10 protein-coding genes are annotated in these 12,303 nt (G+C 64.9%); 2 read left to right on the top strand and 8 right to left on the bottom strand.

Annotation, left to right across the window (positions count from 1 at the left end; all coding sequences use genetic code 11):
• Positions 1–64: 64 nt before the first annotated feature.
• The 3 genes from DJ029_RS17535 to DJ029_RS17525 are packed head-to-tail and all read right to left on the bottom strand — an operon-like array spanning position 65 to position 3,762.
• Positions 65–1,729, bottom strand: coding sequence for an ABC transporter ATP-binding protein (locus DJ029_RS17535; protein ID WP_112323797.1), 1,665 nt, complete (start codon positions 1,727–1,729; stop codon positions 65–67).
• Between the two features lie 4 nt (positions 1,730–1,733).
• Entirely contained in the window at positions 1,734–2,795 is a 1,062-nt protein-coding gene (locus tag DJ029_RS17530; protein ID WP_112323796.1) for an ABC transporter permease, read from the bottom strand.
• A 10-nt stretch (positions 2,796–2,805) separates the two neighbouring features.
• Positions 2,806–3,762 (bottom strand): ABC transporter permease, encoded by a 957-nt coding sequence (locus DJ029_RS17525; protein WP_112323795.1) that lies wholly within the window; start codon positions 3,760–3,762, stop codon positions 2,806–2,808.
• Between the two features lie 237 nt (positions 3,763–3,999).
• On the opposite strand from DJ029_RS17525, the gene DJ029_RS17520 reads away from it, so the two are divergent.
• Together DJ029_RS17520 and miaA are read left to right on the top strand one after the other, a co-directional pair.
• Positions 4,000–5,319, top strand: coding sequence for an aspartate aminotransferase family protein (locus DJ029_RS17520; protein ID WP_112323794.1), 1,320 nt, complete (start codon positions 4,000–4,002; stop codon positions 5,317–5,319).
• 147 nt (positions 5,320–5,466) lie between these two features.
• Positions 5,467–6,369 carry a tRNA (adenosine(37)-N6)-dimethylallyltransferase MiaA gene (gene miaA / locus DJ029_RS17515; RefSeq protein ID WP_232823125.1) on the top strand — a complete coding sequence of 301 codons (903 nt, stop codon included), beginning with the start codon at positions 5,467–5,469 and terminating at the stop codon, positions 6,367–6,369.
• Here miaA and hflX read toward each other — a convergent pair.
• The 5 genes from hflX to ntrX form a co-directional block, all read right to left on the bottom strand.
• Complete coding sequence (gene hflX, locus DJ029_RS17510; protein ID WP_112323792.1) at positions 6,358–7,626, bottom strand: GTPase HflX; 1,269 nt, start codon at positions 7,624–7,626, stop codon at positions 6,358–6,360. The two genes, miaA and hflX, sit on opposite strands and share 12 nt — an antisense overlap.
• Positions 7,627–7,866, bottom strand: coding sequence for an RNA chaperone Hfq (gene hfq / locus DJ029_RS17505; RefSeq protein WP_112323791.1), 240 nt, complete (start codon positions 7,864–7,866; stop codon positions 7,627–7,629).
• Positions 7,867–7,994: 128 nt separating this feature from the next.
• A complete protein-coding gene (locus tag DJ029_RS17500) occupies positions 7,995–9,506 on the bottom strand; it encodes a TrkH family potassium uptake protein (protein WP_112323790.1) in 1,512 nt (503 codons plus the stop codon).
• Between the two features lie 3 nt (positions 9,507–9,509).
• Positions 9,510–10,886, bottom strand: coding sequence for a Trk system potassium transporter TrkA (gene trkA, locus DJ029_RS17495; RefSeq protein ID WP_112323789.1), 1,377 nt, complete (start codon positions 10,884–10,886; stop codon positions 9,510–9,512).
• Positions 10,883–12,295, bottom strand: coding sequence for a nitrogen assimilation response regulator NtrX (gene ntrX, locus DJ029_RS17490; protein ID WP_112323788.1), 1,413 nt, complete (start codon positions 12,293–12,295; stop codon positions 10,883–10,885). Before ntrX ends, trkA begins: the two co-directional genes overlap by 4 nt.
• Between the last annotated feature and the right edge of the window lie 8 nt (positions 12,296–12,303).

Below are 12,303 nucleotides of genomic sequence, written 5' to 3'. Positions count from 1 at the left end.
CTTGCACAGAACGCAAAGCGGCGTACATGGCCGGGCAAGGGGGCCTTTTCCCGCGCGGTCCGGCTCAGTTGCCGCCTGAACTGGCGGCGGCGGCTTCGCCGACGTTGTCGACCCCGCGTTCGTTCAGCAGGTTGGTCAGCCAATCCGGGTCCATTTCCGGGACCGAGCTGAGCAGAAGGTCGGTATACGGGTGGTGCGGGGGGCGGAACATCACGTCCTTCGGCCCCGCCTCGACCACCTTGCCCTCTTTCATCACGACGACCTCGTCCGCGATGGAACGCACGGTCGCGAGGTCATGGGTGATGAACATGTAGGCCAAGCCCAGGTCCTTCTGAAGCCGGTCGAGCAGGCGCAGGATGCCCTCTGCCACCAGTTGGTCGAGGGCACTCGTCACCTCGTCGCAGATGATGAACGACGGCTCCGCCGCAAGGCTGCGCGCGATGCCGACCCGTTGTTTCTGGCCCCCCGACAGTTCCGAGGGCAGCCGGTGGTAGTATTTCGACGGCTCCAGCTCGATCTGGTCCAGCAGTTCATCGACGCGTTTCTTCAGGTCGGCACCCCGCAGCCCGGCGTAGAACTGCAAGGGTCGCCCGATAATCTCGCCGATGGTCTTCTTCGGGTTCAGCGCCGTATCCGCCATCTGGTAGATCATCTGCGCCTGGCGCAACTGGTCCTTGGTGCGGTCCTGGTAACGCGGGGGCAGGGCGGTGCCGTTGAACATGATCTCGCCCTCGGTCGGGGGCAGCAGGCCGGTGATGCAGCGCGCCGTGGTGGATTTGCCGGACCCGGATTCCCCCACCACCGCGACGGTCATGCCGGGGTGGATATCGAAAGAGACATCGTTCAGCACCTTCACATCACCATAGGCAGCCGAGATGTTGCGGATCGAGACCAGCGGCGTCGAGCCTTCCGGCGGGCGCGGCTTCTGCTCACGCTGGAAGCTGCGCACTGCCCAGAGGGACTTGGTGTACTCCTCCTTCGGGTGTTCGAGCATTTCGCGGGTGGCGGCTTCCTCCACCTCGTCGCCCTTCAGGAAAACCTTGATGCGGTCGCACATCTGCGCCACGACCGCGAGGTCATGGGTGATGTAGAGCGCGGCGGTGTTGAACTGCTCCACGATGTCGCGGATCGCGGCCAGCACCTCGATCTGGGTGGTCACGTCCAGCGCGGTCGTTGGCTCATCGAAGATGATCAGGTCCGGGCGGCAGGACATGGCCATGGCCGTCATGGCGCGCTGCAACTGGCCGCCGGACACCTGGTGGGGATAGCGAAAGCCGATGTCCTCAGGATTGGGCAGGCGCAGGCGGCGGTAAAGCTCGACCGCGTCGGCCTGGCTTTCCGCCTTGGTCATCAGCTTGTGCAATAGCGGCGCTTCGGTGTGCTGGTCGATCAGCTTGTGCGCCGGGTTGAACGACGCCGCCGCCGATTGCGCGACGTAGGCGATGCGCTTGCCGCGCAGGGCCCGCCGCTCGGACTGGGTGGCCGAGGTCAGGTCCATGCCGTCGAATTCCACCGTACCGTCGGATATCCGGCAGCCGTCGCGGGTGAACCCCATGGCGGCCAGCCCGATGGTGGACTTGCCGGCCCCGGATTCCCCGATGAGGCCCACCACCTCACCCCTGTGCAGGGTCAGGTCGATGCCGTGGATGATCTCGATCCATTGTTCGTCGGAGTAGCCCTCGATGCGAAGGTCCCGGATCTCCAGCAGGACGGATTGGTCTTTTGGCATGGGATTATTCCTTCAGCCCGGAGGAGATGTGGAGCATCCAGTCCACCACGAAGTTGACCGCGACGGTCAGCAGCGCGATGGCGGCGGCGGGGATCAGCGGAGTGATCTCACCGAAGGAGATCAGCGTCGCGTTCTCCCGCACCATGGAGCCCCAGTCCGCCGTGGGCGGCTGAATGCCGAGGCCCAGGAAGGACAGCGCGGAAATCGCCAGGAACACGAAGCAGAACCGCAGCCCGAACTCCGCCGCGAGCGGGGCGGTGATGTTGGGCAGAACCTCGCGCGCGATGATGTACCAGGTCTTTTCACCGCGCAGGCGCGCCGCCTCGATATAGTCCATCACCACGATGTTGCCCGCCACGGCCCGCGCCAGGCGGAAGATCAGCGGCGAGTAGAGCAGCGCGATCACCAGCGTCAGGTTCACGACGCTGGTGCCGACGATGGTCAGCAGCAGCAGCGCGAAGATCAGCTGCGGGATCGCCATCAGCGTGTCCACGATCCGGCCCAGCACCTGGTCGACCCAGCCACCGGCCGATGCGGCGACAAGCCCCGCGATAGTGCCGATGGTAAACGCGATCGCCGTCGTCATCATCGCGATCCCGACCGTGTTGCGTGCCCCGTAGATCAGCCGAGAGAACATGTCCCGCCCCAGCTGATCGCCGCCAAGGATCATCACGTCATCCGCCGGCGCGAAGGATGCGCCCACGACCTCCGCTTCCCCAAAGGGCGCGATGACAGGGGCGAAAACGGCGGCAATGACATAGGTGATGATCACCAGCAACCCGAAGGCGGCAGTCAGCGGAGCGGTGCGCATCAGTTTCGCGCCTTCGCCTGGCAGGATCTGGACCATCGATTCACGGAACGCGTAGCTTATGCCGCCCGCTGCCGCCAGCAGCCCGAAGCCGATGGCGATGTTGACCAGCACTCCGCTGCCCCCGAGCAGCCCCGCAAGAAGAGAAACGCAGAGCAACGTGAACAGCAACAGCAGCGCGGACTTGTACTTGTAGAAGGCCGCCGCGCAGCTGGCCGTGATCAGGAAGGCGAAATAGATGATGGTGAATGCTGTCATGATCCCGCCCTCACTTCGGATGCCGCAGGCGCGGGTTGGACAGGATCGCCCCCACATCCGCCAGCAGGTTGAACAGGATGAACGTCGCCGCGAAGATCAGGCAGCAGGCCTGCACCACCGGGAAGTCCCGTTTGGTCACGCTGTCCACCAGCAACTGGCCGACGCCGGGATAGACGAAGACAACCTCGACCAGCACCACGCCGGTGATCAGGTAGGCCAGGTTCAGCGCCACCACGTTGATGATCGGCGCCAAGGCGTTCGGCAGCGCGTGGCGGGTAATCACGCGCCCGTTGGGAACGCCCTTCAGCCGCGCCATCTCGATATAGGGCGAGGCGAGCAGGTTGATGATCGCCGCGCGGGTCATGCGCATCATGTAGGCGGTGACGACCAGCGCCATGGTCAGGGCGGGCAGGGTGGTGCGATTTAACCGCTCCCACAGCCCCATGTCGGGGTTCACGTTTGAAATCGCCGGGAAGACCGGGTTCTGCACCGCAAGCAGCACGATCAGGATATAGCCTAGGAAGAACTCCGGGCTTGAAATCGACACGAGGCTCAGCGCGTTGGACACCCGGTCGAAGACCGAGTTGCGCAGCAGCGCGGCCAGCACGCCAAGGATGATCGCCAGCGGCACCGCGATCAGCGCGGCGTAGCCGGCAAGGAACAGCGTGTTGGCGAAACGCGGGGCCAGCTGCTCCGCGACCGAGCGCTTGTTTGCGAGCGAGATGCCGAAGTCCCCCTGGACGGCGCCACCCAGCCACTGGAAATATCGAATATAAGAGGGGTCGTTCAGGCCGAGTTCTTCGCGCAGGTTTGCGACTGTTTCTTCGGTAGCGGATTGGCCAAGGATCTGCTGCGCCAGGTCACCCGGCAGCAGCTCTACCGCGCCAAAGATGATGATCGATACGACGAGCAGGGTGCCAAGGCCAAGTAACAGACGCTTGCCGACAAGCGCGATTACCCCTTGCATATATATCCCTCCGGACCTGTTGAGCCGGACAGAAGGCCCGGCACTTCTTGTGGTCCCTTAAATCGTTGCAATTCCGTGGCATGGGGGCAACCCCTAAAAACGACATGGACAGCCTATTTGCGACAGCAAGGCGGCCCTGTCCATGGGTCCGCAACCCTTTCCGCAGGGCGTTTGGCGGGCTATAGCTGGGGCAGGGGGGCGCTGTCTTGCCCCGCACAAAAGGATCGGAAGCGCGCTATGAGTCATGTATTTCCACGCCACACGAAGTCGAAACTGCCCATGATTTCGCATGGGACGGGCGTGTACCTGTATGACACGGACGGCAAGCGCTACCTCGACGGATCCGGCGGCGCGGCCGTGTCCTGCCTTGGCCACGGCGACGCGGAGGTGACGGCGGCGATCAAGGCGCAGGCGGATACCATCGCCTATGCACACACGTCCTTCTTCACCTCGGCCCCGGCCGAGGCGCTGGCGGACAAGCTGATCGCCCATGCCCCGGGCGCGCTTGAGCGGGTCTATCTTGTCTCCGGCGGGTCCGAGGCAATGGAAGCGGCGCTGAAACTGGCGCGGCAGTATTTCCTCGAGATCGGCCAGCCGCAGCGCCATCGCATCATCGCGCGCCAGCAAAGCTATCACGGCAACACGCTTGGCGCGCTGGCGACCGGCGGCAACCAGTGGCGGCGTGAGCCGTTCGCGCCGATGATGATCGAAACCACGCATATCTCGCCATGTTACGAGTATCGCGGCCGCCGCGACGACGAGAGCGCCTTCGACTACGGCCAGCGCGTCGCGAACGAGCTGGAGGCAGAGGTGCAGCGCCTCGGACCGGAAACCGTCATGGCCTTCGTCGCGGAACCCGTCGTGGGCGCAACCGCTGGCGCGGTGCCGCCGGTGGAGGGCTATCTCAAGCGCGTGCGCGAGATCTGCGACAGCCACGGCATCCTGCTGATCCTGGACGAGGTGATGTGCGGCATGGGGCGCACAGGCACGCTGTTCGCCTGCGAACAGGACGGCGTTGCGCCGGACATCTGCGCCATCGCCAAGGGCCTTGGCGCGGGCTACCAGCCGATCGGCGCGATGCTGTGCACCGGGCAGATCTATGCCGCGATCGAAAACGGCTCGGGTTTCTTTCAGCACGGCCACACCTATATCGGGCATCCCATGGCCTGCGCGGCGGCGAACGTCGTGCTGAGCAAGCTGACCGATGGCGGGCTGGCCGCACGTGCCGCGGATATGGGCGCGCGGCTGCAATCCGCGCTTGAGCAGGCTTTCGGGCAACATCCGCATGTGGGCGATATCCGGGGCCGCGGTCTGTTCCGCGGTCTCGAGCTGGTCGAGGATCGCGCGACGAAGAAACCCTTCGATCCGGCCCGTGGCGTGCACAAGAAGCTGAAGGCCGCGACGTTCAAGGCCGGGCTTGCGTGTTATCCGATGGGCGGAACGATCGACGGGCAGAACGGGGATCACATCCTCCTGGCGCCGCCGTTCATCCTGGAAGACGCGCATATCGACGAAATCGTCACCGCGCTGGACACCGCCATGCGGGAAGTGCTGTGACGCGCGGATCCTGGTTTTCCCGTTGTTTTCCTAGTTTCGCATGATCCATATTTAACATAATATTGATTATGCGAATTTTTGATACACATCCGGAAATGTCCCCCGCCGTCGAATTTCCCATGCCGTCCAGTTGCTTGAGTGAGTGTCTTGCCTGATCCCCGTCACATCCTGATCGCGGGCCCGACCGCCAGCGGCAAGTCCGCGCTGGCGCTGGCCCTTGCGCGCGACCTCGACGGGATCGTCGTCAATGCGGACGCGCTGCAGGTCTATGACAATTGGCGCATCCTCAGCGCGCGCCCGTCTCTGGACGAGGAAGCGCTGGCGCCGCACGCGCTTTACGGCCATGTCGCCTATAACGCGCCTTACAGCGTTGGCGCGTGGCTTCGGGATGTCGCGCCGCTTTTGGCGCAGGACAAGCGCCTGATTATCGTTGGCGGCACGGGCCTTTACCTCAGCAGCCTGACGCGCGGCCTGGCAGAGATTCCGCCCACGCCCGACGTCATCCGGGCCGAGGGCGACCGGCTGCGCGCCAGCGGACCGCAAGGGTTCCTGGACTATCTTGCCACCCATGACCCGGCGCTTCTGGCGCGGATCGACCGCAACAACCCCATGCGCCTGCAACGCGCCTGGGAGGTTCACCGCGCCACCGGGAAGCCGCTTTCCGCGTGGCAGGAAGAGACGCCCTCGCCTTTGCTTTCGCTTGATAATGCCCTTGGCGTGGTGCTGAACTCCGCACCGGACGTGCTGGCAAAGCGGATCGAGGCGCGGTTCCGGCAGATGATCGACCTCGGCGCGCTGAACGAGGTTGCGGCGATGCGCGGGCGCTGGGACCCCGCGCTGCCATCGTCAAAAGCGCTTGGCGCGGCCGAGCTCATGGCGCATCTGGCCGGGGAAATGCCGCTGGAGACGGCGCTGGAGCGGTCCGTCATCGCGACGCGGCAGTTCGCGAAGCGACAACGGACCTGGTTCCGCTCGAACATGAAGGATTGGCTCCAGCTGGACATCGGGCCGCTGGAAGATATGAAAAGAACAGTTACTTCAGTGCTTTGACGTCATGTCTTCATAAGACTGACGTTGCTTCTCCGTCCAGCTGACCTGCAGTTCATAGCCCGCGTCGCCTTGCGTTTCGGACTCGACGACGCCCTGGTCGTACAGCCAGGCGCGCTGCCGCCCGTCGGCGAAGCTCAGCTTGAGGGTGGCGTCGGTGACCGGCTCACCCAACGCGGTTTCGATGGCACTCAGCAGCGTGTCGATCCCGCGCCCTTTCAGCGCCGAGGTGGCGACAAGACGCGGATCGCGCGCGGCGCGGGTTTCGATCGCGGTGGCTTCGTCGGGCGGCAACTGGTCGATCTTGTTCAGCACCTCGATCATCAGGTCCTGCCGGTCCTCGTCCACGCCGAGGTCGGCCAGGATGGCGGACACGTCGCGGGCCTGCGCCTCGGTCTCGGGGTGCGAAATGTCGCGCACGTGCAGGATCAGGTCGGCGTCCAGCACCTCCTCCAGCGTGGCGCGGAAGGCGGCGACAAGCTGCGTCGGCAGGTCGGAGATGAACCCCACGGTATCGGACAGGATCACCCGCCGCCCGCTGGGCAGCGTCATGCCGCGCATGGTGGGATCGAGCGTGGCGAACAACTGGTCCTCGGCGAAAGTGTCCGCGCCGGTGATGGTGTTGAACAGGGTCGATTTCCCGGCGTTGGTGTAGCCGACCAGCGCGACGATGGGGAACGGCACCTTCTTGCGCCCTGCCCTGTGCAGCGCCCGCGTTCTGACGACCTTTTCCAGCGACTTGCGGATCGCCTGGATCCGCTCGCTCAGCGCGCGGCGGTCCGCCTCGATCTGCGTCTCGCCGGGGCCGCCGACGAAGCCGAGCGCGCCGCGCTGGCGTTCGAGGTGGGTCCAGCTGCGCACCAGACGGGTTTTCTGGTAGTTCAGATGGGCGAGTTCGACCTGCAGCACCCCTTCGCGGGTTTGCGCGCGGTCGCCGAAGATTTCCAGGATCAGCCCCGTGCGGTCCAGGATCTTGACCTTCCACGCCCGTTCGAGGTTGCGCTGCTGCACCGGCGAAAGCGGTCCGTCGATGATGACGAGGTCCACTTCCTCTTCCTTGAAAAGCTGGTTCAGCTCTTCGAGCTTGCCGGTGCCGAACAGGGTGCCGGCCCGGGGCTTGGGCACGGGTACGACGGTGCCGCCCATGATCTCCAGGTCGGGCAGCGCTTCGGTCAGGCTGACGGCCTCGGCCAAGGCAAGCTCGGCCGGGCGACGGTTCTTGTCAGCGGTAAGGCTGGGGTGAAGGACGTGCGTGCGCACTTACGCGCTGTCCTCTCCTTCGTAAAGTGAGACCGGCTGGGACGGCATGATGGTCGAGATCGCATGCTTGTAGACAAGCTGCGATTGCCCATCCCTGCGCAGCAACACGCAGAAATTGTCGAACCAGGTGATCACACCCTGAAGTTTTACACCATTCACAAGGAATATGGTGACCGGGATCTTCGCTTTGCGAACGCTGTTCAGGAATGCGTCCTGCAGGTTTTGTTTGTCGGCAGCCATTGTTTTTAAGCCTTTTTATTCGCGCCCGTGAGGCGGGCATCATCGTTGTCGGGTGCTGACTGTAAGGTTTTATTGTCAGATTTCCAGTGCAGAGGCAGAAACTAAGCCGATTCCGGTGCGATCTGCCCTCATTCGCGCCAATAGCCCGGATTCAGGGCAGATACCAGCACTAGCACCTCAAGCCGACCGAAAATCATCGCAATGCACAAAACCACGCTGGTCTGGAAGTCCTGCGCGGCGAGCGACAGGTCCGGGTCGAGCAGGTTGTGCGCGGGCCCGGTGTTGGTCAGCATCGCGATGGACAGGGCCATCGCTTCCTCGAAATCCTTGCCGAGCGCGGTCAACGCCAGCATGACCGCGCTGAGGCCGAGCAGGAACAGCATCAGGAACACCCAGGCGACCTGCGCCCCCTCGCGCCGGATGCGCCGGGCCGTGACCCCTGCCCCGCCGACCGAGTTCGGATGGATCAGGCGCTGCATCTCGCGCACGCCGTGCTTGTAGAGCGCATAAACCCTGAGCAACTTCACGCCGCCCGTCGTTGTTGCGATGCCGCCGCCCAACAGGCACAGCACCAAGAGGATCAGGCCGGGCGTGTCCAGCCCCGACCAGTCCTGCGCCGAGGCCCAGTCCTGCGAGTTGAAGCCAGTGGTGGACAGGAACGACAGGACGTTGAACAGGCTGCCCCAAAGCGCGGTGACCGCCGCGACGAGGTTGCTCTGATCGCGCACCTCATACGCGCCGAGGAAGTGACGCAGGAACAACAGGCCGGTGATCGCGAAGACCACGGCCAGCGCCAGGCGCAGTTCGGGGTCGCGCTCCAGCCGGCCCATTTCGCCGTGGAACGACAGGATGTTGGCGCGCCGAGTGATGGCGATCAGTAGGAAGGCGAAGATCACCGCCTCGCCCGTGTGACCGGAACTGGCGTCGGCGAATTCCTTCAGCGGCGTGATGCCGCTGGTCGACATGACGGACATCGCGTGGATCAGCGCAACGAAGGTGCGATCCCCGAGGATGGTCAGGATCAGCGCCAGCAGCAGCGTCAGTGCAAGGTAGATCGGCATCGTCTTGCTCGCGTAGTAGGCCAGCCGTTCATGTCCGAGCGCCGCCCCCCCGAGTGAGCGGCGCTGCTCGCCCCCGACCCTTGTCACGGCGTACTGGATCTCGAACCCGCCCAGTTGCAGCGGCTCGAGGATCGCCACCCCTGCGACAAGGATCAGGAACCCCCCGAGCCAGGCGGTCAGCGCGCGCCACAGGTGGATCGGCTCGGGGATCGCGGCGGGGTTCTCGAAGATTGTCGCGCCGGTCGTGGTCAAGGAGGAGGCCATCTCGAAATAGGCCTGCGCGAAGGTGATCGGCGGCACCACCAGCGCAACGGGCATGGCCAGCACGAAGGGCAGCGCCACATATGCGGAAACGAGGCTGACCACCTGGCGCGCCGGGGTCTGGCGCACCGGGCGGTTCAAGCGGGCCAGCCCGACCATCGCGCTCAGCGCGAAACAGACCGTGCCCGCGAAGACGAAACTGCGCATCACCACCCAGTCCCCCAGCCACAGCGCGTGGAGCGCGGGCAGGATCATCGCAACGCTTGCCGCAAGCGACAGGATGACGATCAGGGGAAAGACGCGCAGAAGTTCCAGCATGGATCAGAAGAAATCGATCGAGACCTGGAACAGTTTTTCAACTGCCGCCACGTCGCTGCGCAGGGCGAACACGGTCAGCGTGTCCCCTTCCTCGATCATTGTGTCCCCGCGTGGAACGATCACCTTGTCCCCCTTCAGGATCGCGCCCACCAGCGCCCCCTCGGGCCAGTCGGCTTCCCGCAGGCGGCGCCCGGCGATGGGGGATGTGCCCAGCACCTGCGCTTCGATCACCTCGGCCTCGGCGTCGCCGATGGAATAGACCGCCTGGATCCGCCCATGTCGGATATGGCGCAGGATGGAGGACACTGTCGTGGCGCGCGGGTTGATATGCGCGTCGATCCCCAGCGGCTGCATCAGCGGCGTCAGCGACGGGTCATTGATCAGCGTGATGACCAGCGGGCAGCCCTCGGCCTTGGCGCGCGCACAGCTCAGCAGGTTCGTCTTGTCGTCATCCGTCAGCGCCAGCACCGCGTCCGCCTGTTCGAGGTTGGCTTCCTCAAGCAGCGAGATATCCATGCCGTCGCCATGCAGCACGACCGTGCGGTTCAGCGCGTCTGCGGTACGCTCGGCCACCTCGCGGTCGCGTTCGATCAGCTTCAGGCGGATCTTGCGCGGGCTGTCCTCCAGCGCGCGGGCGACGGTCAGGCCGACATTGCCGCCGCCGATCAGGATCACGCGTTCCGTGGTGCGGTTCTGCTTGCCGAAGATTTCCATCGTGCGCGCCACGTCCTCGGTCGCGGCGAAGAGGTAGATCTCGTCCCCGGTGAAAAGCTGGTCCTCGGGCTCCGGCGCGAATAGCCGTTCCTCGCGCCGGACGCCGACGACAACCGCGCGCAGGGTCGAGAACAGCTCGGACAACTGGCGCAGGGGCGTGTTCACCACCGCGCATTCGGCGTCGATCTTCAGCCCGACAAGTTGCGCCTTGCCGCCAAGGAAGCTTTCGGTGTCGAAGGCGGCCGGCGCGGCAAGGCGGCGCAGTGCGGCTTCGGCCACCTCCTGCTCGGGCGAGATGACGACATCGATGGGTAGGTGATCGCGCCGGTACAGGTCGGAATAGATCGCATCGAGGTAGGAGCGAGAGCGCAACCGCGCCACCTTGCGCGGCACCGAGAAGACCGAGTGCGCGACCTGGCAGGTGACCATGTTCACCTCGTCCGACTGGGTCGCGGCGATGATCATGTCCGCATCCCGCGCGCCGGACCGCTCGAGGATGTCGGGATGAGAGGCAAAGCCGACGATGCCGTTCACGTCCAGCTGGTCGGTCAGGCGGCGGATCAGCAGCGCGTCTTGGTCGACCACCGTCACCTCGTTGCCTTCCGACGCCAGATGCCGGGCCAGCTGTCCGCCGACCTGTCCCGCGCCACAGATGATGACTTTCATATGCCGTCTTCCATTTCCGCCGTGTCAGCCACCCGCGCGCCGCCCCGTGCGGTGGTGATGACCCCCAGAGACTTCAGCTTGCGATGCAGGGCCGAGCGCTCCATGCCCACGAAACTGGCGGTTCGAGAGATGTTTCCACCGAAGCGGTTGATCTGCGCCACCAGGTATTCCCGTTCGAACTGCTCGCGCGCCTCGCGCAGCGGCAGCCCGGCGAAGATGGCCGAGATCAGCGTGCTGGCGTTGTCCACCGCCGCCGCCGCCGTGTCGCCGGGGAATTCCGCGGCCTCGATCTCTCCGCTGTCGGGGCCGAGGATCAGGCAACGCTCCAGCACGTTCTTCAGTTGGCGGATGTTGCCCGGCCAGGACATTGTCTGCAGATGCGCCTCCGCCTCGGAGGAGAGCGCGCGCAGGGGCAGGCCCTGGGTGGCGTTCAGTTCCGCAATGAAGTGTTTGGCCAGTTCGGGAATGTCGTCGCGCCGCGCATCCAGGCTGGGTACGGTGATGGGCACCACGTTGAGGCGGTGGAACAGCTCCTCGCGGAAGTTGCCAAGGGCGATTTCCGCCTTCAGGTCGCGGTTGGTGGCAGAGATCACCCGCACATCCACCCGCACGATGTCCGAGCCCCCTGCCCGCTGGAAGCTTTGATCCACCAGCACGCGCAGGATCTTGGACTGGGTGCCGACGGGCATGTCGGCCACCTCGTCGAGGAACAGGATCCCGCCGTGGGCCTGTTCGAACAGGCCCGGCTCATGGCCGCGCTCGGGGCTGAAGCGGCCGAACAGCACCTCTTCCATGCGCTCGGGCTCGATCGAGGCGGAGGAGCCGACGATGAAGGGCGCGCGGGCGCGGTCCGAGTTCTGGTGGATGAAGCGCGCCGCCACTTCCTTGCCGCAGCCCGCCGGGCCTGTCAGCATGACGCGCCCGTTGCCGCGCGCCACCTTCTCGAGCTGGGACTTCAGGCTGCGAAACGCCGCCGAAGAGCCGAGCATTTCCGCCGGGGCGCCGTCCTTCGTGCGCAGCGCGGCGTTTTCCCGCCGCAAGCGCGAGGTTTCGATGGCGCGGGTGATGACCACCATCAGCTGGTCGATGTTGAAGGGTTTCTCGATGAAGTCGTAGGCGCCCTGTTTCACCGCGGCGACGGCGATTTCGATATTGCCGTGGCCGGAAATGATCACGACCGGAATCGCCGGGTTGTCGCGCCGCACGGACTTCAGGATATCGATCCCGTCGTGCTTGCTGTCCTTCAGCCAGATATCCAGGATGATCAGGTCAGGCGCGTCCTTGTTGATCTCGCCATAGGCGCTGTCGCTGTCCCATGCCAGGCGCACGCTGTGCCCCTCGTCGCGAAGGATGTCCCCGATCAGTTCACGGATGTCGCGCTCGTCGTCGACGACCAGAATATCACCCATATGCTTGT

This window comes from Oceanibium sediminis (genome assembly GCF_003265325.1).
GTDB classification, from domain to species: Bacteria; Pseudomonadota; Alphaproteobacteria; order Rhodobacterales; family Rhodobacteraceae; genus Halovulum; species Halovulum sediminis.
The sequence above is the reverse complement of the archived record's forward strand: the minus strand, read 5'-3'. Positions and strand labels throughout refer to the sequence as shown.

Bases quoted from the DNA above. Each gene is read 5' to 3' on its own strand.
- trkA (WP_112323789.1), bottom strand. From the start codon at position 10,886: ATGAAAGTCATCATCTGTGGCGCGGGACAGGTCGGCGGACAGCTGGCC.
- DJ029_RS17530 (WP_112323796.1), bottom strand. From the start codon at position 2,795: ATGACAGCATTCACCATCATCTATTTCGCCTTCCTGATCACGGCCAGC.
- DJ029_RS17525 (WP_112323795.1), bottom strand. From the start codon at position 3,762: ATGCAAGGGGTAATCGCGCTTGTCGGCAAGCGTCTGTTACTTGGCCTT.
- DJ029_RS17535 (WP_112323797.1), bottom strand. From the start codon at position 1,729: ATGCCAAAAGACCAATCCGTCCTGCTGGAGATCCGGGACCTTCGCATC.
- DJ029_RS17520 (WP_112323794.1), top strand. From the start codon at position 4,000: ATGAGTCATGTATTTCCACGCCACACGAAGTCGAAACTGCCCATGATT.
- hfq (WP_112323791.1), bottom strand. From the start codon at position 7,866: ATGGCTGCCGACAAACAAAACCTGCAGGACGCATTCCTGAACAGCGTT.
- DJ029_RS17500 (WP_112323790.1), bottom strand. From the start codon at position 9,506: ATGCTGGAACTTCTGCGCGTCTTTCCCCTGATCGTCATCCTGTCGCTT.
- ntrX (WP_112323788.1), bottom strand. From the start codon at position 12,295: ATGGGTGATATTCTGGTCGTCGACGACGAGCGCGACATCCGTGAACTG.